The sequence below is a fragment of the Mycolicibacterium psychrotolerans genome (assembly GCF_010729305.1).
GTDB lineage: Bacteria > Actinomycetota > Actinomycetes > Mycobacteriales > Mycobacteriaceae > Mycobacterium > Mycobacterium psychrotolerans.
The window spans coordinates 2,111,658-2,132,196 of sequence record NZ_AP022574.1 but is presented as its reverse complement, the minus strand read 5'-3'; the positions used below and the strand labels follow the sequence as shown (position 1 = coordinate 2,132,196).

15 protein-coding genes and 1 tRNA gene are annotated in these 20,539 nt (G+C 64.3%); 6 read left to right on the top strand and 10 right to left on the bottom strand.

Features of this window, described 5'->3' with window-relative positions:
• The first annotated feature begins 163 nt into the window (after positions 1-163).
• Positions 164-796 (top strand): GIY-YIG nuclease family protein, encoded by a 633-nt coding sequence (locus tag G6N45_RS10525; RefSeq protein WP_163722104.1) that lies wholly within the window; start codon positions 164-166, stop codon positions 794-796.
• A 480-nt stretch (positions 797-1,276) separates the two neighbouring features.
• Here G6N45_RS10525 and G6N45_RS10520 read toward each other — a convergent pair whose 3' ends face one another.
• Entirely contained in the window at positions 1,277-1,960 is a 684-nt protein-coding gene (locus G6N45_RS10520) for a hypothetical protein (protein ID WP_163722102.1), read from the bottom strand.
• Between the two features lie 367 nt (positions 1,961-2,327).
• Here G6N45_RS10520 and G6N45_RS10515 point away from each other — a divergent pair, with 367 nt between their 5' ends.
• Together G6N45_RS10515 and G6N45_RS10510 are read left to right on the top strand one after the other, a co-directional pair.
• Positions 2,328-2,735, top strand: a complete 408-nt coding sequence (locus tag G6N45_RS10515) for a helix-turn-helix transcriptional regulator (protein WP_163722100.1) — start codon at positions 2,328-2,330, stop codon at positions 2,733-2,735.
• A 112-nt stretch (positions 2,736-2,847) separates the two neighbouring features.
• Positions 2,848-4,317, top strand: a complete 1,470-nt coding sequence (locus G6N45_RS10510; protein WP_163722098.1) for a hypothetical protein — start codon at positions 2,848-2,850, stop codon at positions 4,315-4,317.
• 44 nt (positions 4,318-4,361) lie between these two features.
• Here the strand turns inward: G6N45_RS10510 and sodC are convergent, their stop codons facing one another.
• The gene (sodC, locus tag G6N45_RS10505; protein ID WP_163722097.1) at positions 4,362-5,225 is read right to left on the bottom strand and encodes a superoxide dismutase[Cu-Zn]; all 864 of its coding nucleotides are present in this window, start codon (positions 5,223-5,225) and stop codon (positions 4,362-4,364) included.
• A gap of 345 nt (positions 5,226-5,570) precedes the next feature.
• On the opposite strand from sodC, the gene G6N45_RS10500 reads away from it, so the two are divergent.
• Positions 5,571-6,929: an alpha/beta hydrolase-fold protein gene (locus G6N45_RS10500; protein ID WP_163722094.1), complete on the top strand. Its 1,359-nt coding sequence runs from the start codon at positions 5,571-5,573 to the stop codon at positions 6,927-6,929.
• Between the two features lie 146 nt (positions 6,930-7,075).
• Here G6N45_RS10500 and G6N45_RS10495 read toward each other — a convergent pair whose 3' ends face one another.
• Positions 7,076-7,936: a peptidoglycan recognition protein family protein gene (locus tag G6N45_RS10495; RefSeq protein WP_163722091.1), complete on the bottom strand. Its 861-nt coding sequence runs from the start codon at positions 7,934-7,936 to the stop codon at positions 7,076-7,078.
• Positions 7,937-8,562: 626 nt separating this feature from the next.
• Positions 8,563-9,726: an ABC transporter substrate-binding protein gene (locus G6N45_RS10490; protein WP_163722089.1), complete on the bottom strand. Its 1,164-nt coding sequence runs from the start codon at positions 9,724-9,726 to the stop codon at positions 8,563-8,565.
• A 294-nt stretch (positions 9,727-10,020) separates the two neighbouring features.
• Here G6N45_RS10490 and G6N45_RS10485 point away from each other — a divergent pair, with 294 nt between their 5' ends.
• Positions 10,021-12,858 carry a class III lanthionine synthetase LanKC N-terminal domain-containing protein gene (locus G6N45_RS10485; RefSeq protein ID WP_163722087.1) on the top strand — a complete coding sequence of 946 codons (2,838 nt, stop codon included), beginning with the start codon at positions 10,021-10,023 and terminating at the stop codon, positions 12,856-12,858.
• Between the two features lie 487 nt (positions 12,859-13,345).
• Here G6N45_RS10485 and G6N45_RS10480 read toward each other — a convergent pair whose 3' ends face one another.
• The 6 genes from G6N45_RS10480 to G6N45_RS10455 all read right to left on the bottom strand — a co-directional run bounded on the left by G6N45_RS10480 (position 13,346) and on the right by G6N45_RS10455 (position 20,063).
• Positions 13,346-14,446, bottom strand: coding sequence for a LamG-like jellyroll fold domain-containing protein (locus G6N45_RS10480; protein ID WP_163722085.1), 1,101 nt, complete (start codon positions 14,444-14,446; stop codon positions 13,346-13,348).
• A complete protein-coding gene (locus G6N45_RS10475; protein WP_163722083.1) occupies positions 14,446-16,662 on the bottom strand; it encodes a hypothetical protein in 2,217 nt (738 codons plus the stop codon). Before G6N45_RS10475 ends, G6N45_RS10480 begins: the two co-directional genes overlap by 1 nt.
• A gap of 486 nt (positions 16,663-17,148) precedes the next feature.
• A tRNA-Leu gene (locus G6N45_RS10470) sits at positions 17,149-17,222 on the bottom strand.
• Between the two features lie 109 nt (positions 17,223-17,331).
• On the bottom strand, positions 17,332-19,020 hold the full coding sequence (locus G6N45_RS10465) for a CocE/NonD family hydrolase (protein WP_163722081.1): 1,689 nt from the start codon (positions 19,018-19,020) through the stop codon (positions 17,332-17,334).
• 81 nt (positions 19,021-19,101) lie between these two features.
• Positions 19,102-19,413, bottom strand: coding sequence for a DUF4282 domain-containing protein (locus G6N45_RS10460; RefSeq protein WP_163722079.1), 312 nt, complete (start codon positions 19,411-19,413; stop codon positions 19,102-19,104).
• Between the two features lie 26 nt (positions 19,414-19,439).
• Positions 19,440-20,063 (bottom strand): flavodoxin family protein, encoded by a 624-nt coding sequence (locus tag G6N45_RS10455; RefSeq protein ID WP_163722077.1) that lies wholly within the window; start codon positions 20,061-20,063, stop codon positions 19,440-19,442.
• A 291-nt stretch (positions 20,064-20,354) separates the two neighbouring features.
• Here G6N45_RS10455 and G6N45_RS10450 point away from each other — a divergent pair, with 291 nt between their 5' ends.
• On the top strand, positions 20,355-20,537 hold the full coding sequence (locus G6N45_RS10450) for a hypothetical protein (protein ID WP_057147867.1): 183 nt from the start codon (positions 20,355-20,357) through the stop codon (positions 20,535-20,537).
• The last annotated feature ends 2 nt before the right edge of the window (positions 20,538-20,539 follow it).

Below are 20,539 nucleotides of genomic sequence, written 5' to 3'. Positions count from 1 at the left end.
TGGCATCATCAACCACATCCGTATCATCTCGCGGCGCGGGCGGATCGCAACCCTGGCGCGCCGACGTAACGGTGAACTGGTGACTGCGTGATTCCACCTGTCACGCTGAGTCGCGCCTTCCACGCTGCTCGTGGCATCCACTCGAGCGACTACGCTGTGACGTATGGCTGGCAGGATGTCCGACAAGCGGACCGCGGACACTGTTTCCAACTTCCTTGCTGCACAGCGCTATACGCGCGACCAGGTGTTCTCCGAGGCCGACCCGGTGCCCGCCAAGGCGGGCGCACACGGGTGGTGGTTCCGGGACATCCCCGGCAGCATCGATGCCTCCGGCTGCGAACAGCGTGACGGCTGGACACTGCTCTATGTGGGCGCAGCCCCGGGCCCGCCACGGGCCGACGGCAAGCCCCAGACTCCCCAGGATCTCCGCAAACGCATTCGCTACCACTTCGGCGCGGGCAATGCCGGGGCCGATGGTTCGACACTGCGCAAATCGTTGGGGGTGCTGCTCGGCGACGAACTGGGCTTTTCGCTGCGTCGGATCGGTTCCGGCAAGCGGCAGACCTTCGCCGGCGGTGAGGCCATCCTGACCGGATGGATGGCCGAGAACGCCGCGGTGTCCTGGGTGTCGCATCCGGAGCCGTGGTATCTCGAAGCAAAACTGATCAAGGCGCTGGATCTGCCGCTGAACTTTCAGGACAACGAGCGCAATGCCTTCGCACCGGAGTTGAAGAAACTGCGTCGGGACGCGGGGATCAAGGCGGGCAAGATGCGGGTGCTCGCAGAGTGGTCATGAGGGTGTGACTCAGCTCCGGCTACCAACCGCGGCTGTGCGTCCGAACCGGATTCCGGGCTGAGCCGCATTTCGCCGCCCCGTCGCACCGGCATCGTGTCGCAGCGTTGGCAACTGTTGCCGGGGCTTCTCTCTGCGTTGGCGAATCAAGCCGTGTGGCCGGCAGCGTACGACTGGCTTTTCGATCACGCCGACCCAGAGCACGTGGCGGTAGTCCTCAGCTATACGAGAATCGTCACCAGTCTGGCTGTCATCGCCGGCGGCTTCGTACTCGGCCTTGCCGCGGAGCAGGGTCCTGCGCTCGGGGCCGCTGGACTGCTGCTGGGGCTCACCGTCGTCGCGTGCCTGGCTGTGACGAGAGTTCCGCCGGCGGGTCGTCGGCCCGCCGATTGCCGACGGAACGGTAGCGCCAACACCCACCGCTCAACTGACTGCGTCGCCAATGGGGTGGCATGGCCACGCAAGAAGAGTTGTTCCGGCGATTCAGATCTTGTCCAGCCGCGCCACCTGCGCCCGGTACAGAGCCGGCAGCTTCGCCGCGAGGGCGGGATCGAAGACGCCGCACGGACCGGGCGTGTACTCCGCGGTCACCAGTACCCCTCGGTGAGTGCCCACGATCATGGCGATGCGCCAGGCGAGAGACTGCGTGTCCGTCATGGTCATCGTGTGCATCTCCACGCCGATCGCCTCGGGCGGGATCGGACCGAACTGGGCGGCCACCAGGCGGGTCGTGGAACGCAGGGCCGGCGTGGTCACAGAGAACGTCGCGCACGTCTGGACGAGGCTGTCCACGTCGACGGGGTGGAGGGTCAGGGCCAGTTCGACACCGATCGCCGCACCGTTGGCGGAGCGCAGCGCCAGCACCTTCTGCGTAGCCTCGCGTTCGGACAGGAACACGCCGCACTCCGGCGGCCTGACGGGGGCCGGACCACCTTGCGGCGCACCGATGATGGTGCCCCATTGCGCGCCGGCCAACGCGGGCACCGTGCTCTGGCCGACCGGCATCTTCTCGGTGAGGTAGTAGATGTCGGGCAGGACCGGCGGACCGGCACCCCGCTCCAGCCGAACGTTCAGAGTGACCACGACGAGGATCCCGGCGAGGGCCACCACCATGTTCAGCGCTGCAACGCTCGCCCTCAACGCGTGCTGGATCCCGGACTGTCCCACGAACCCGTATTCGTCGCGGAGCGGAGTCGGGACTGCCCAGCAGGCGGAAACCGCATCCCCACGGCCGGCTCAGAAATTCTGTATATCAGGCGCACTCGACCGAACATCTTTGCGAATTCAAAAGAATGGACGGAATGTCTCCGGTGACTTTGAGAAGACACTTCGCTGGAACAGCTATTTGCCTGCAACAGCGTTTCTGCGCTTTGCCGGTACGGCTTCGGTTCGCCCTGAAAGCGCGCTCACTCGACGCGTCCGTGCCGCGATGGGATCGCGACGGCAGTCGCGCAGTTGGTCGTAGCTGCACCAGGTCCTATTCTGAATTCTGGGCCGCAGCACGCCGCTCGAAGGCTCAGAGGCAGGAGCGGATATGACTACATTCGCAGCGCGGTTGAACAGACTTTTCGACACGGTGTATCCGCCAGGGCGCGGACCGCACACCTCCGCCGAAGTGGTCGCGGCGCTCAAGACAGAGGGCATGACGATGTCGGCCCCCTACCTGTCGCAGCTGAGATCGGGAAACCGGACGAATCCGTCCGGCGCGACAATGGCGGCGTTGGCCAACTTCTTCCGGATCAAATCCGATTTCTTCACCGACGACTCCTGTTACGCCAAGCTCGACCAAGAGTCGACTCTGCTGGCGGGCCTGCGCGACGACGGTGTACGCCGTGTGGCGGCACGGGCGATCGGACTGTCACCTGAGGCGCAGCGCGATATCGTCGAGAAAGTCGACGAATTGCGACGCAGGGAGCGCCTCGCCGACCATCCATCGGCTTGATTGGGCCCTCCGAGAACCACGAGAAGGTCTGGACAGAACGATGAGGGCGCGTGGCCGGTGGCTCAGTGGACCCACCTTGCCGGACTGGCGGTATGAGGCCGTGGGTGGCGCAGTGTTTCTGATCCTCATGGTCATGGCTGGTGGAGGCGCTATCGCCAACGCCAACGCCGGAGCCGACACGTCGGACGTCACCGGCCCTAGCACCCGGCACAGCTATTCGATTGCTGACCGCTCCGACAGCACGTCACCACAGGAGGCGCAGCGCTCGTCGTTGACGTCACAGACAGAGACCACGGTCGGAGAAGCCGACGATGCCGATGGTTCGGACAAGCGTCCGCCAACCGATGAGTCGGCCCTGACGCCTGCGGATCCCCCGTCCTCGGAGTCTCCGAACTCGTCGAGCGCGACGACCGACACTCCGGTCATCGAGGACCAAGACAACCCGATAACCGACTCGAACCCACCTGCCCAGGACAACGGACCCGCTGCCGAGGTCGATCCCCCTCCAGACCCGTCGATCACCACGCCCGACACGCTGCCCGTCCCAGTCGAAGACAACCCGACTACCGACGCGAACCCACCCGCGCGAGACAACGGCTCTGCGACCGATCCCAATTCATCGACTCCCGAGGCAGTTTCGCCCTCGGAGTCCATCGCGTCGGAGACCGTGATCGCAACAGCCGAGATGACAGACGACTCCGCGGCTGGGACCACCACACCTGCGGACAGCACGATCACTGTGAGCCTCCCAACGCCCGCTGACGATCTCGCGTCAGCGGCCAGTGTCTTCTCCGCCGTGAAGAGTGTCGCCGCTACGCTGGTTCAGCCGGCGCTGCCCGCTTTCGAATCCAGTACTGTTGCGCCCGTTCCTGTTACCGAGGTTCCTGTGACGGTCCCGCTCGTCTCGGCGACAACGGCGTTCGCGCCCGTCGGCACACTGCAGTGGTTCGTTCTGCTGACATGGTTCCAGCTTCAATGGCTGATGCAGTGGCAGCAGCAACTGAACGGATGGGACGCGACACCCGGCCTGAGGCGCCTCGACGCCAGAGACACCCAACTGATGAGCGCCCTATTGCAGCACTCGTTGACACCGGCGTACCTCGCTACGCAGTTTCCGTGGCTGAGAACCACACTGGGCGCTCCTGCCGCAATGCCACGGATAGATCTGCCGATCGATCATGCTTTCTTGCAGCAGATTTCGATGACACTGGCGGCTGAGGCGGCATCGTTGCCCGCGATCGCTGAAGCTGTCACCAATCATGTGCGTTCTCATCTGGGTTTCCCGTTGGACTCCCCCTGCGTCAGCACGTTCATCCGCAGCGTGTCGGTGTGGGCACTGTTCACAGCTGCCGCTCTCGGGCTTTTCGGCATGATCAGCCTGACCGGCCTCGGGGTCACGGTCGGCTTCCGCCAGGCCAAGGCGGGCTATGCGCTCCAGGCATGTGGCCTTGCCCGGTTCACCGGACCCGGTCCGTTGGGCGTCGTACGTGAAGCAGGGTTCGTTGACATTCGGTCGCGACGCTCGAGTGCGGGCCCGCCGCGTCTGCGCGTCGTCGGTACGGATATGCGGGATAGCGCCTGAAGCTCGTAGGTCGCGGGATCAAGAAGGCGGCGGTGCGAATACGCTCAACCGCCGGGAGGCGGGGTGACGGGTGGAGACGTCGTCGTGGTCACGACGGAGGTCGACGGTGTCGGCGGGGGCGTCGTCGCGGTGGTTGACGGGGTGGTCGTCACCGGTGATGGTGATGTCGCCGTCGAGCTGGTGGCGCCGGGTGCCACCGGAGCAGCGGTTGTCTCCGTGATGGTCGAAGTGCTGGTGGAGACAGACGTCGACGTACTGGCGTCGCTCGCGGGGGCCAGGACAGCGCACGCGACTCGGGCACCGGAGTCGCCTGTCGCGAGAGTCTCCGCGTCTGGGCCTGGCACACCGTCGCGCGTGTAGCGCTGGGGGATATTGGCGAAATTGTCCGGCCCTGCGTGGATGATCAGCGCACTTCCCTCCGGGCCTTTGAGATCGTCAGCGGTGAAGGCGTCGGTGGTCGCGACGACCTTCCCCGACCCATCGGCACGGACGAACAGCGGTGTGAGGTCGCCGCTCGCCGGATGGTCGGTGCGGCCACCAACCTGAAGATGACCGCCTGCGGAGTTGAAGTCGCCGGCTGCGCCGCCGGTCGGGGCGACCGAGTTTGCTTCGCACTTGCCGACCGAGTGAATGTGCATCCCGTGGCTGCCCGGGGACAGGATCCCCGCGGCCGCGGTCTCGACGGTCACCGTCGCATACCCGCCCGTGAAGTCGATCGTCGCGGTGGCCACCGATTTGCCATCGGGTGTGTTCAGCTCTGCCTTGACGGTCTGAGCCCCTGCTTGAGCCGATGTCGTTGTGGACGAACTGCTCGCCTCACCATTGCCTGACTGATTGGAATCGCAGCCGGCCAACACGATCACCGGCGCCGAGAGCAGCGCTGCGGCCGCAGTAGTTCGCTTCCACATTCCGCCGGGATACCCCCAAATTGCGGTATGTACCAGGATGTCGATGATCGAGGGATTTCAACGGGGGACGTCGCGTCATCCGCGTTGACGCGTTGACCTGGCGCCCACAGTAGCTCGGCGGGCCGGGAAGCATCCTGCTGCAACAGCTCTGATGGTCTGGACCAAGCCGTTCCGCGTCCACGGCCACACCATCTGGCACGGGCGAGACCGCTGCTTTCCGCGACCCCACCTACTCACGGCGCACGCACCGACCCGCTCGGATCAGGTCAACCAACCCGTCCCCACACCACCACGAAGGCGCGCACAATCGAGGGTGGAACCCGTGGCTACTGAGGGGTGAGACGGATGGTCAGAACACACACGGTTGCCGCCGGGGAAACGCTCTGGGCACTGGCGTTGCGCTTCTATGGCGACGCGGAACTGTATCGGCTGATCGCCACCGCCAGCGGGATCTCCAATCCCGGCGCCGTCGAGGTCCAACGGCGGCTGATCCTCCCCGACTTCGCGAGATACACGGTTGTCGCGGGCGACACACTGTCGGCGTTGGCTGTGCGCTTCTATGGCGACGAGGAATTATCGCGACTGATCGCCACTGCGAGCGGGGTCTCCGATCACGCCGCCATCGATGCGGGGCAACGGCTGGTCATCCCGGACATCAAGATGTATACGGTTGCCGCGGGGGACACAACGGCGGCGTTGGCATCGCGCTTCTATGGGGACGCCTCGCTGTATCCGCTGATCGCGAGCGTCAACGGCATCGCCGATCCCAGCCGAATCAATGCTGGGCAGGTACTGGCCCTGTTCGTCGGGCGCAGCGACGGGTTCGGGCTGACGATCGTCGACCGCAACGAGAACGACCCTCGCCTGTGGTACTACCGCTTCCAGACTTCCGCGATCGGCTGGAATCCCGGCGTCAACGTTCTGCTTCCCGACGGTTACCGGACCAGCGGACAGACCTATCCGGTCCTCTACATGTTGCACGGCGGCGCCGAGGACTTCCGCCAGTTCGACTTCCTGGGTATTCGCGACCTGACGGCCGGAAAGCCGATCATCGTGGTGATGCCCGACGGCGGGCACGCAGGCTGGTACTCCAACCCGGTCGCTTCGTTCGTCGGCCCGCGGAACTGGGAGACCTTCCACATCGCCCAGTTGCTTCCCTGGATCGAGGCGAATTTCCGTACCTACGCCGAGTACGACGGCCGCGCCGTGTCTGGGTTTTCGATGGGTGGCTTCGGAGCCCTGAAGTACGCAGCCAAGTACTACGGTCATTTCGCCTCGGTGAGTGCCCACTCCGGCCCGGCGAGTCTGCGCCGCGACTTCGGGTTGGTCGTGCACTGGGCGAACATCACCTCGGCGGTGTTGGACTTGGCCGGCGGCACCGTCTACGGCGCGCCGTTCTGGGACCAGGCCAGGGTCAGCGCCGACAATCCGGTCGAACGTATCGAGAGTTACCGAAACAAGCGGATCTTCCTTGTCGCCGGCACGAGTCCAGACCCGCTCAACTGGTTCGACAGCGTGAACGAGACCCAGGTGCTTGCCGGCCAACGGGAATTCCGCAAACGCCTCACCGACGCCGGCATTGCGCATGAAGCGCATGAGGTGCCCGGCGGTCACGTCTTCCGGCCCGAAATGTTCATTCGTGACCTCGACGGCATCATCGCTCGGCTGCGCCCCGCGTCAACCGTGGCGGCGCCGCAGGTGTGACTCGACCACGCGCATGGCGGCGGCGTCCCGGCCGTCGCCGCTGAGCATCATCACTCATGCTGTCGCTCAACCTTTTCGAGACCCGTCAACGTCGCGCCGGTAGCGACTCGGCTACCGGACGCTGTGCCGGGACGTCTCGGAGTCGATTAGGCGGCGGGTGGCCCCACCCACAGGTTCAACGCGGCAGCGGTGGCAGGGCCGACGATGCCGTCGACCTTCAAGCCGTGGGTGCGGCGTTGAAACTCCTTGACGGCGGCCTCGGTTTGCGGGCCGTACACGCCGTCGATCACCAGATGTCCGGCGTACGCCTCGTAGGCGTACTTGAGGTGGCGCTGCAGCTGGGCGACCTGCGGCCCTTCGGAACCGCGGAAGAGCAGGATGTCGGCGTACGCACCGACCGGCACAGGCGGTCTCGGTCTCGGGGCCGGTTTGGACACGGCGCCGATGCGGGATTCGATGTCCCCGCGCAGGATGTCCATGGTGATGGCGCCCGGATCCCATTTACCTTGTGCGCGGCCCGCGTACTCCTTGTGTCCGATCGTGCGGCTGGAGTTCTGCGCCAGGCGGCGGTGTATCGCGGCGCAGCTACGAACCAGCGCGTCGTACTGCGCATCGGGCCAGTTTGTGCGGTGCGGCGCTGTGGGACTTGTTCCGCTGTTGGCGCACTCGATCCCGATCATGTGCCAGTTACCCATATTGGTCGGCAGCCACGGATACATGCCGACGCCGGCGTGCCACGCGACGCCGACCGCGACCACGGTCACCGTGCCGTCCCGCGCGATGTGCAGCTGCGACAACGGTCCGGGCAGATCAGCCCTGCCGTTAGCGATGGAGGCGGCGCTGGCATTGTCTGATCCCGTGTGGTGTGCCATCACGCCGCGAATGTCCTTGAAGTCTGCGTGGCCGCGGTCGCGCCAGCCGGGAAACGCGACGAGCCGGACACCTTCGGCGCGCAGTACGTCCGCAAGCCAGACCGGATCGCCGGTCCACGGTCCTGTCTGGGGCACGGGAACCCTTTCGCCGACACCAGGTGACCAGAAACGACGTGTGTGCGCCAGAGGAATACCTCTTCGCACTTCCGACGCTAGTCCTCATCCCGGCGTATTGGTGAGTGCATCCCGAAGCGCAAGCCACCCCTGGCTGCGCGAACGCGGTGCCGCAGCAGGTTCCGAGTCATCGAGCTCAACGGACCGGTCCGCTCCCCGGACACGCGGTGGGAACCGCCCAGCCGTGTGGGGGCCTGGTGAGACGTTGGATCGGCGAAAAAGGCGCTACCCCAGGCGAATCCGAAGCCATTGGCGCTTGGAGTCACCGCCGAAGTTCTCTGACCAAGACAAGTTCGTGGCGGCCAGATACCACGGGAAGATGCCCATGGTCAGAGTCCGTTTCAACGACGTTTTCCACGTGATATGGGTCGAACGGCAGTACGGCGACGTCTACGGCCACGGGAGCTAGCCGCCCGCTACACGCGTTGGCTAGGTCAACGCGCCGCGCTGCCATTCTTCTGGCTGGCGTACAGACACGAGGACGGCCTTCGCTTCGGCGACCTCCGCCGCCGCATCGCGCTGAGCAAGCTTTTCCTTGAGGCCTTGGCGCTGCGAACGATTTCTTCTGCGGTCGTCATCGGTTGTGCTCAACCGAGTCGCGCGTGGTCGAGGCCGAGCCGCTCTGCTCCGAGTTTCTCCCAGCGTTCTTCGATCAGCTCTTTGACGGCCTGCTCGGCAAACTGCGGTGCGGCCCATTCGTGGACGTCGAAGTCGTTGTGGATGTAGCCGTGGCTGAGCATGAAGTCCTTGCCGATCCCGATGGACGCCAAATTCTGCGGCGAGAGGTTGGGCACCATGTCGATGTGCTTGATGCCCTGATAGGTGTCCTCGACGTCGAGGTAGAACGTCTGCTTGTCCAGGATCGCCGCCGCGGCGCGCTTGTTCTCGTTGGCCCACCGGCCAACCTTGATCATGCCCTTCATGAACGTGACCACCAGCTCAGGATGCTGTTCGGCCATTTCCGCGGTGCACGTAATCACCGCCGGAATGTTGGCCACCTGCAGCGTCCAGTCCGGGTAGAGCGACAAGTCCTCGATGGACTTGAACTTGCCGGTGGCTTCCTGCAGGTGCTGGAACGGCTTGCTCTGGGTGTAGATCGCATCGACTTCACCCTTCTCCAGCGCAGGTTCCAGCGGGCGAAACGCCAGATCGCGCTTGTGATCACGCTTGAGCCACAACTCCGAGGGGTTGTTCATCGGATCGAGCATCTCCGGGTCGTCATACCAGTCATCGGCGTAGGCAAACTCGACGATCTCGACGTCGTCGCGGGTCATGCCGTTCAGGCGCAGCATCAGCTCGATGCCCTGTTCTTCCTGGATGCGCCACCAGTCGTTCTTGATGGTGTTCATGCTCTTGGTCAGCCCGATCTTCTTGCCCCGCAGATCGGTCATCCGGTAGATGTCGTCGCGGGAGCGCACCAGCATGCACCCACCCTCATGGGGCGCGTGGGTAGCGCCGAGCAGCTTCGTTCTGCGGATGTCGGCGTGAACATGAATCGGCGGGAACAAACCGCCGAAGCGGATCAAGTTGTCGAGATTGTGGACGTAATGGGGATACCAGTTGTTCTCGCGGCGTGAGCGCAGGAAGTCGTAAGTGACGCCGATCTTCTTGTATTCCTCACGCGTCCAGCCCAGTTCCTGATCGACGTTGCTGGCCGACACCAGCGGACAGTTCGTGTAGTACACCTCGTCCCATCGCAACGGAACCGTATTTGATTCCTTCTCCGACAGTGTCGGGGCGGTAGTTGTCATGGGGACCTCTTCCTGCGTTCTTCCCCGACTGCTGCTGATACGTCATCCATTGCATGCCGGCGGGCCCACTTCGCGAAGGGCCATTGGTCACGATTACCAAGGCACTACGCTCAAGCCTTCTGAATCTGTAGCTCCCCGGCCTGGTGTTGATGACAACCTTGCGACGATGCTCGCACGGTCCGGCAGAGCGTTTGGCTGCGTCCCGGGCGAGGAATGCGGGATCGTTGAAGACGATTTGGCGCCGGTACCGCTTGATGGCACCCGCGGGTTCCGTCGTCGTGCATATCATTGCCTGTGGCGCTCGATCACCGAGCTTGGCATCCAGAAGTGGCAGGCTGGCACGGTATTCAACTCGACCAAGATCCCGTGCATGTGCTGCTCGAGCGCCGGGTGCCTTGGATGGTCCACGAGGACGTATTCAGCTCCCAGTCCTTCGGTATCGGCGCATGGCCCGACCAGGGTTGGAAACTGCATATCTCTGCGACACCGGTGTCCGCCGTGGAGGTCCTCGACCGCGCGCTGGACGTACTCGTTGCCTCAGGCACTCGGTTCAAGGTCGTCTCCTCACGGAATCTGCTGGCGGCCATGAACTCCGGCGCCTTCGGCGCCACTCAGATCGGGAAGTTCATCACCGTCTATCCCACCGACGACGCCGAGGCGGTTCGATTAGCTGTCGCGCTGGATCGCGCTACGCACGGCCGAGCCGGCCCACGGGTGCCGTCCGACCGCCCGCTCAGGCAAGGCAGCCTGGTGCACTACCGTTACGGCTCCTTCCGGCTACTGCCCGAATCCATCACAGCCGAGCACGCGGACGGTGGCTACGACCTGTTGGATCCGGATGGCCGCCTGATGGAGGACGTTCGCCTCACGTTCTACCGACGTCCACCCGACGGAATCATCGATCCGTTCGAGGCCGCCGGTGTGAGGATCACGCCTCCGCCGCGCAGCCGGCTTCTGCATGACCGCTATCTGATCGTCGACGCGCTGGGACAGAGCGCTCGGGGTGGAGTCTTTCGTGCCGTGGATGTCGGCGTTCGGCCGGCTCGCCTGTGTTTGGTCAAGGAATACTGGCATGACGTAGGACTCGATGCATACGGCCGTGACGCACGCGACTGGGCCGTCAATGAACAACACATCCTCACCCGGCTTACGGGCGACCCGGCGCTCCCGTGCTGGTTCGACAGCTTCGAACAAGATGGCGACAGCTATCTCGTGATCGAGTACGTGGAGGGAACCTCCCTCGACCGGGTGATCACCGAGCACGACCCGATTCGTAACCGCCTCGAACTGTCCGATGTCATCGCAGTAGGCCTGGCAACCGCCGATGCGCTGGCCCACTTACACGAGAACGACATCATCTTCCGAGATTTCAAGCCCGCTAACGTGGTCGAGACACCTGAAGGCGGCTACCGCCTCATCGACTTCGGCATTGCGTACGAACGCCGGCGCACCAACTCGCCACCGCTAAGCATTGGATCGCCGCCCTTCTATCCGCCCGAGCAATACCTTATGCAGACGCCTGCACCCACCGATGACGTCTTCGCGTGGGGCGCGGTGCTGCACTACCTCGCAGCCGGCGAGGTCTCGATTGAATCGCTGTCCGCACAAGACGACTTCCTTGAGCCGTTCCGGCGTAAGCCAGTCAGGGAGCTGAACGCCTTGCTGCCCCCCGCGGTGGCCGAGGTCATCGACCGAGCCGTCGCCTGGGCGCCATCTGAGCGATACCAGTCGATGCGGGCGGCACAGGCGGCGCTCGCCCGCGCCGCTCCACAAGGCGCACCGGACGTCACCATCGAGAGGTCCATCAGTACTGCTGCTCCCCAGCCACCACCGCCCATCAACTCCGCGACGGCGCTCGCCCTAGCCCGCGAAGTAGGTGACGCCTTGTGCCGCAACGCCGTAGAGGAGGCAGGAGGGCTTTGCTGGGAGCGGCGATTCGATCGAAGTGAGCGTACGGAACGCGGCCCTGACCTATATGGCGGCGCTGCGGGTGTGGGCCTCTTTCTCGCAGAGTTGGGTAGAGCAACCGGGGATGAGCGCTACTTGTCCGCTGCGAGAGGAGCGGCGAGGTGGCTAAGCGGACCCGTGTGGGGTCGTGGCAGGTCGCAACACGGGTTTCACAACGGAGAAGCGGGTATTGCATATTTCCTCCTCCGTCTGGCCGATCTGCTCGAACAACCCGGGTACATCGATGCCGCCATCATGCGGCTACGACGCTTACGCGGAGCGACCTGTCCCACGGTGGACCTCATGTATGGCAGCGCGGGCACCATGCTGGGATCGCTGGCATGTCACGCCGTCACAGGAGAAGCCGAGTTCATGCGTGACGCCCGAACCATCGGAGATCACCTATTGACCACGGCCCTGCCGCTCGACGATGTCAACGGATGCTATTGGGAAGTGCTCTCCGCCTTTCCGGGCGGTCCGGTCGCTCCTTATCTTGGTCTCCTTCATGGCTCGGCCGGGATCGGCTTGGCTCTAGCGCAGTTGGCAGACCGCACGGGCGATGAACGGTACCTCCGTACAACCCAAGCAGTGGCCGAACTGCTCAAGAGCCAAGGTATTCCGGCAACCGGACGGCAGGCAGTCGACGGCGTCGCGATTGCATGGCCGGTGAGTGTCGGCGAGGACCGCCCACGAATGCAAGCGCAGTGCCACGGCGCCGGGGGTATCGGCCAATTCTTCTTGCGGTTAGACCGCCTGGTTCCCGACCCGAGCTATCAATCGACGGCGCAGGCCGCCGCCCGGGCAGTCATTGCCCAGAGTTGCGCCGACACGTCATCGGGAATCTGCCACGGCATCAGCGGAGCCGGACACCTGATGCTGGATTGCTATCAAGCATCAGGTCAGCCGCAGTGGCGGAAACTTGCATACGAATTTGCCTACAGTCTCGCCAATTATCGCGTTCCAGATCAGCCCGGGAAATACTTCATGCAAGACGGTCGAACAGTATCGCCGGACCTCATGATTGGATACGCTGGTGTTGGCAGTTTTCTGCTCCGCATAGCGAATCCAGCGGATGCGCCCGACCCGATTCTCGGCCGCCTTCCAGGTGCGGGGAACGCCCGAGAGTGGGGAGGGAATGAAAGTGTCAGAGAAAACGCTACGCGAGCTTCTCGACAGGCTGAGTAAAGACGAGGCTTACCGGGACACGCTTCGCAACGATTGGCAGAACGCGCTCGACGACCTGGAGCTAACCCCGGCCGAGTTAGCGGCATTGGCGTCGCAGGACGAGGACGCTCTTCGCAGGCTCAGCGGTAGCAATGTGTCGGCTGCATCGGCCGGTTTCTTTGGTACGGCCTTCATTTGTAGTTGGCTCTGTATCACTACAATCGACACCAGGGGCAGTACCCGCGATACTTGTCCAGGAAGCAAGAAAGGCTGCGGTACACACAACACGCACAATTGCCTGGTGATGATTCGGTAAGCGTTAAGCACGCGCGGGCTTACCGCGGCGGCGTGCCCAGTCGGCTCGAACCGACACCGGCTGGATTGGAGGACGCCTCCGGTACGGCCTCGGAGCGCCCCGGTCGCGGATCGGCGGCGTCTACCCGGCCGAGATGCTCGTCGACTGGATCAGGGCCTCTAAAAGCTGCCCCAACAGCTTGAGACGGGTTGGCTACGCGGTCCCTTGATTACGTTGGGATCCACATTCACCGGCGTCGGCAAACATTTCGATCATGGCCGTGATCTTCGGGTCGCATTCGAGTCCCGCAAGTTCGCCCGTGATCAGCTTCCAACACCGCGATGATTTGAGCTCTTTCGTGCGTTCGTCTTCGTCGGGTTGCACACCGATAAGCCGCAGCCAGGTGACCAAGTCGGAAATGGCTTGGCGCATCTCCGTGCCGTCGATGTCATTGGTGGCCCACAACTCGGCATAGCGACCAGCGAGCTCACTTGTTCGTTGGCGAGTCTCCGGACCCTGGGCCGCGATCTCACGCACAGAGCGATTCACAGCGTCGCGCATCCCCGCGGTCAGTTGTCTCGCGCAATCGGGATACTTCGCGAACGCTGCCCGCATGCTTTCGACGTAACGCGCCCAGCAATCCGCGGTTTCCTTGTCGATCGAACGGCCGAGAAACTGGTTGCGCACTCGGTGGGGATTGAGGCGCCAGACCTTTACCTCATCGATGTCACCGGTCCAGGGTCGTTTACCGTCGAGCCTGTTGCCGATGCTGATCCCCTTCGGGCCCACTGCGGGAACCCCTGACAGGACGAGGTGCCGGACGATCTCCGCTCCTTCGATGGTCAGCCGCATCTCAGTCAGACCATCGTGCTCCCAGACGAACCTCACCCACTGGCCGTTTTTCATCTGGAAGCCGGAGACGACCCAGTCCCAGGACGGTCCGTATACGACGGGATCTCCGCGAAACTTTGCGCCGATATGGCGCTGGTATTCGCCGATGTGAAAGGAGTTATCCGCGTCGATCAGGGTGGCCCCGACCACGGCGAAACCAACCGTGTTGACGCGAGCCGTGAACTCGACGCGGACGCCGACAAGCGGCCCCCATCCGGCATTCGGTTGAATCAAGATCCCGTCGCGTGTGGTTGCGTGGAACCTCCATGCGCCTGAACCGGGCGTCGCGCCGTCCTGCCGGAAGTTCGAAGGTTCAAGTCCGGTGGTCGTGCCGTGGCTGTCGTACACCGACAGATCCGTGGCGGTGCCAGCCCATTTGTATGTGTGATGGCAGATCAGCTCCCACTGCGTGTCCACGGACATTACTGACTCTTCCCCTTGGCGAACGCGTTGATGAACTGCACCCAGAACTCCGGAAACTTCAGTCCGGCGCGGCGAGTCCGCGGATCGTTGGTCACCCGCTGTCCCCACCGGCCGGTATAGCCGATGTGGCCTTGAATGCCGGGCCAAAAGACTTGACGGACCTTGGCGTTCGCGTCTGTTCGATTGACTCGCAATGAGTACAGGCGACCCCCGACCTTGTGCTCGAGCGCGGCTTCGTTCGACAAGGTCGACTGCCAGGGGAACTTGTCGACGGTCAAAGCACCGTTTGGCGGGGCGACGCCGGCAGGATGCACGATCATCCCGAACGAGGCGGCTCCTGGCTCGTCCTTCGGTGGGTGATCGAACTGGTTGGAGGTGCCCGTTGCACGTCCGTCGAAGCCACCACCGCCGCCGGCGATCCACTCAATCGCCGCCCAAACGATGTTGATGACGAATTTCGTCCAGAAGACTTCCGGATCGTCGACCCAGACGTCGTCGAGCGCGCCCTCTTGTTCATCCTTGAGGTCCTCGTAGCTCTTGCCGAGTGTTTCCGTTGCGCCGCAGAAAGAGAACGCGGGGTCCTCCGGAGCGAAGAATGGAACCTGTACCGGGACGGCAGATCCCGCCGCGTAGATACTGTGCGTTCCCTTCGCGACGAAGAGTCGCGGATGTGCTCGTTGAATGGTCTGGCCCTGCTGCATGGCGGGCCTGACGACATTCAGTGTGTGGAAGTCCAGCACGCTCATGTTCACCCGCTCCTCGCCCCCGCGAAAGCCGGTGTCGCCCACATTGCGGCCGGTGAGCCCGATCGCGGTCGGCGCGTACGCGACCACAGGTGGCCCGCCGGTACTTACCGTTGTTTTGCCCTGTATGAGGAGGGCAATGCATGCCCATTCGCCGGCATAACTGCAGAACTTCTCGGCATGGTCGTCCGGCGCACAATTCTCGAGCGGTTCGTCATGACCCGGGAAGAACAAGTAATAGCAAATCAGTTTGAAGTCTGACGGGCCTCCGAACTGAGCGTTGAAAATATCTCGGAAATTTGCGGGACTGTTGTCCGCAGCCATGAGCCCGCGCAGCCGTACCTTGTCAAAAACTTCGGCGTGATACCAGAACCGGCTCTCCTTCAGCAGCGGATCTGCCGTCGGCGAGTTGTAAAGCTGTTCTATCCGGTCCAGATCGGCGAACTGGAAATTATTGGCCGGACCGGGTGGCTGCCCCCAACCAGAGATATCGAGAAATCGTTCGTCTTTTGGATCCGGAACCAGAAACGGCAGTGATCCGCCCGGACCCTGCTGACCGAGGAACGTTCCGGCCTCGCCATCTTTCGCGGAAATCTTTCCGGAATCCACGATCGGTCCGACCGGTCCGCCAGGGGGATGCCAGGAATCGCGCGACGTGAAAGGGTCGACGCTGTTCCACAACGCGCAGCGTTCGAGATACCGCTTTGCGTCGGCAGGGAAGAAGCGCTCGCCGGGCGCAAAGTACAGGATCGGCTCGAATGCGCGGATGAATTCGTTGTCCTGCTCGTAAGCGACCGACTCAGGTGTCACCGGAATAATCGGTGCCATCGTTTTGACTTCGAGCACAATCGCCACGGCGCTTTCTGCGCCGGTCCACGACCAGTCGATCGACGGCGCCCCACCTGTTCGGTCTTGAGTCTGCAGCGTTGCTGATTTTCCGAGGAGTCCTTGATTCGGCGATTGCTCGTGGATCTCGGCGAAGCCCGCGCCAGGCGTCACCGGATGTGCTGCCTGGCCCGGTTGAAGTGCGAGTGCTATACCGCCGACTTCGACGTTGGCTTGATTCGCCACCGGCAATGGTGCAGTCAACTTGGTTGCGGCCGTCGCGGCCGCTTGCGGATGAACGACGAGTGCGCCTGACCCGTTCGTTCCGCCCAGGTCGACGTTGCTGTATTCGAAGATCGACCAGGCACACAGATCCTGGGCTTGGAGCGCTCCTGCGCCGTCGCGGAACTCGAATCGGACCGTCCCGCTTGCCGGTACGCCAATTCGCATTGCCCTGAAGCAGGTAAGGCGAAATTGGCCGGTGATGGCAGTGTCGACTCTGTCCCAGGTCAGTCCGCTGCCTGTTGCAGACGGGACGCCGGCGCCCCCGAAGCCGGTGTTGGAACTCAGTACGAAGGCGAGGACCAAACTGCCGTCCGCGGGCGCAATGCTGCTCGTCGTGTATACGGAATTGTCGTTGGTGTTCATGCCTGATGTGAGATCCGTACGCGCCACAACGAGCCTCCCCTATCGAAGTCGACGCTATCCGCCTCGGCCTCGACAAGGACGGGATTGGCGAGATGAAATGGACGAACTAATCTGCTCGTCGGATTCCGCGCCGCGCACGAACTATCCTCCGCGCCAACCCTTCGATGAACAGCGGCGGTATTGTCGAGGAAGGCTCAGTCGCGAGCGCAGACGGCCGCGTTGACTGTGCCGCACGACGGCGCCACCTAGTTTGCCGCCCTCCGTCACGGTCCAACCCACCTCACCACCCGATGCTCTTCGCTTGAGAACCGAGGCCAGCACTCGGGCACCGACAATGCCCAACCCCGGGCCTTTGACTCGTCACGCGAGAGCCAGCGCGTCGACCTTGCCGCCGGTAGCCGGCCGAACGCCAGGGGTGAAGCCGGGTGAGTGGGGTTGCGAACCGATCCATCTTGCCCGAAAACGCAGCTACCAACGCCTTCTCGGTGCCCCCAGTCGGACTCGAACCGACACTGTGCGGATTTTAAGTCCGCTGCCTCTGCCAATTGGGCTATGGGGGCCGTCGTCCGATCCTAGACATCCGCGCGTGCCGTCGAACGTGCGCTCACGGCGGCGCAGAGCCCGGAAGATCGCCGAGGACGCACGTTCGGCGGCGCGCGACCTCCGCGTTCAGCAGATCAACGGCACGAGCAGTCGCGCCTGCCGCTCCGGGCCCCAGTGCACAGTCGCGGTGCCCCGGGACCGTCGCTCGTAGGCGCCGGGGAACTGTCCGGTGAGCGGGTTGCGAGGCCACAGCCAGCGCCCGGCGATCACCAGCCGGAGTTGTTCCCGACGGCGGAAGACCGTGGCCGACGGCCCCAGCGCGATGTCGACGTCGACTATCTCTCCGGTGCGCAACGGCTGACACTCGGTGAACGTGTGCACCGGCGCGAACGGTCGGGACTGTTCCTGATCGAGTGCCCGCATCGACGCGCGCAGCCAGCCGGTGCTCACCCGGTCGCGGCCGAAGCCGTAGGAGCCCTCGAACGGAACGTAGGTGTCGCCGCGCCATTTCTCGACGCCGACGAACAGGTCCACATCGTCGGTGTCGGCACTCACGAACAGCCGCAACGCCATTGGGCCGGTCAACTCCACATCGCGGGGCACCGTCCACCCGAATCTGAGTCCATGTGATCGGACGTCGAAGCTCATCGAGCCGTCCGCCGGTGCCGGTCCGGCGCTCAAGCCGTCGTCAGTCAGGTACAGCGGCGTCCACGTCGTCCGCTCCAGCGGCCAGCTGGACTCGTTGCGCACCTCCACGACCTGGTCCCGACTCTCGCGGACCTCGAGTCGCACGCGGGGCGGCGGCGCGGCCTCGCCGCCGCGCAGGTGGCGGTCCAGGAAGTCCACCTGAGTGCGCAGCGATTCCTCCGAATAGAAGGTGGCCCATTTGCCTTCGCGGTGCGTGAACAGATGACGGGTGGGTGCGGAGATGTTCTCGAAGGCGCGAATCGACCCGCGAGTATGCAGGTTGTTGTCGGAGAAGCTGCCGCAGATCAAGGCGGGGACCTCGATGCGCTCGAGGTCCGGGACCAGCGAGCGCCAGAACTCGTCGCGCAGAGGGTGTTTCGCGGTCTCCTCCCCCACCTGATACGTGAGGCGGATGTTGCGCAGCTCGCGACTCCACAGCTTGACGAAACCGATCTCCTGAATACCGCCGGGGCGCATCAGGTCGCGGTAGGCGTCGGTGAACCCTTCCCAGGGGACGATCGCGCGCAGATGCGGCGGTCGCAGCGCGGCCGCCTTCCACTGCGAGATCGCAAGGTAGGACACCCCGAGCATGCCGACCGCGCCGGTGCTCCACGACTGCTCCGCCGCCCATTCGATCAGGTCGTAGACGTCTTCGCCCTCCTGATCCGACAGCACCGAGCCCACGCCGTCGGAGGTTCCGGCACCGCGCAGGTCGCAGTTCACCACCGCGAATCCCCGGGCGGTCCACCAGGCCGGGTCGGGCGCCTCCCACCCGGTCAACGCCGAGAATCGAACGCCGGCCGGTTGTCTCAGGGCTCGGTACTGAAAAGGAATGCGGTAGCCGGGAAGCCGTGTCCGTTTCCGGGGATGGTTGTCCTTCCCGTACGGGTGCGCACACAGCACCACGGGATACCGGTCATCCCGCGGCGGGAGGTAGACGTTGACGCGCAGCACGGTGCCGTCGCGCGTGGTCACCGCCACGTCGTGGTGAACGGTGACCGACCCTGGCGCCGGACTGTAGACGTCGACAGGCGGCCGGACGATCCCGCGCAGCCGACTGAGCGCATATCGCAGGGAGCCTGGACGGCGCCACGGGCGGTCGCGAGCGGGTGCGTCGGTAGCGGCCACAGTGCTCCTCGATGCAGGCGCGGCAGACGTTCCGTACGTTACAACGCCTGCACGGGCCTAGGCGGCCATTAGCCCCGATCCTCAGCTCGTCGGCGGCTCATACGGCGCGTCAGGATTGTCCTGGTGCCAATCCACCTGCTTCTCTTGCACCCTGCGGTGCCGCGACGCCAACCAGGCGAATCCTGCACCGGCGAGCACCAGGGCGAGGATGACGGCGACGACCCCGGTGGTGCGGGATCCGTTGGCGAACGAGAACAGGCCCACCACCAACGACAGCACTCCTAGGCCGACACCGATCAGGCCGGGCGCGTTCATGCCCGCCTTCATCGTCTCGCCGGCGTGCTGCCGGTAGGTGCGGGCGTGGTCGACGGGATCGTGCGATGTATCCGGCATGTGCGCTCCTCCTCGAGCTCTGGGCGTCACTCGTAGGGCGGGTATTCGGCGTGCCGCAACGCGCGCGCGAGGTGTGCCGCGTTGCGCGCCACAGTGGCGTTGGTCGACGCGGTCCCTTCGGGCACCTCGTCGAGGTCCTTGTAATCGGTCGATCCCATCGCCGGCCCGTTCCAGTAGGTGGAGCCTTGCGACGGGATGGTGAAGCCGACGTCGTTGAGCGACTGGAACAGATCAGCGGTGATCTTGTGCGCACCGTCTTCGTTTCCGACGACGGCGACGATGGCCACCTTCCCGGCCATCGCCGGGCGGCCCTGGTCGTCCTTGTTCGACAGCTCGGCGTCCAGCCGCTCGAGCACGCGCTGCGCGACCGAGGACGCGTGCCCCACCCACGTGGGCGTACTGAGCAGCAGGATGTCCGCGTCCAGGACCTTCTGCCGGATCTGCGGCCACTGGTCGCTGTCGCCCATGTCGGCCTCGACGCCGGGAGCGATGTTGTAGTCCACGCAGCGCACCGCCTCGCACTGGACACCCTGGGCGCGCAGGGTCTCGAAGACGTGATCGACGATCAGGGCGCTGCTGGACTCCGCCGGGCTCGGCTTCAAGCTGCAGATCAGCCCCACAGCGCGCAGTTGCTCGTTGCTTTCGGCCATGCCTGAGCGTTACCCGGGCCGCTCACGCACAAACGGCCGCGCGGCACAGTTCACAACTCAGTCACCGATTCTGCGCGTCACCAGTTCGTGACCTCCCCCACGGTCAGCCACCGGTCGGCCGCGGGTCTTTGATGACGTCTCCCTTGGCAATTCGGCGAGGGTCGACCTGCTCGACGGCAACGCGTCTGCTCATCCCAGCCACGTATCCGGCGGCGCCGGTACCAAACCTGCGCAGGGTTTAGATCCGGGCCGTTCGGGCATGCCGTCCCCGACCCGCAACAGGAGGCACCGATGAGCAACCCCCATTCCGAGAAGGCCGAGTCCGACGTCGATTCCGACCCCAAGGTGGCCGGCTCACGCGCCAGCGAGGGCGACGACGATCAGGCTGAGGGTCCCTACGTGGGTCGCGCCGGGTCCGACGACGACATCGACACCCAGGAATCCGGCGCCGAGGCGCGCGCGAAGCAGGACTGACG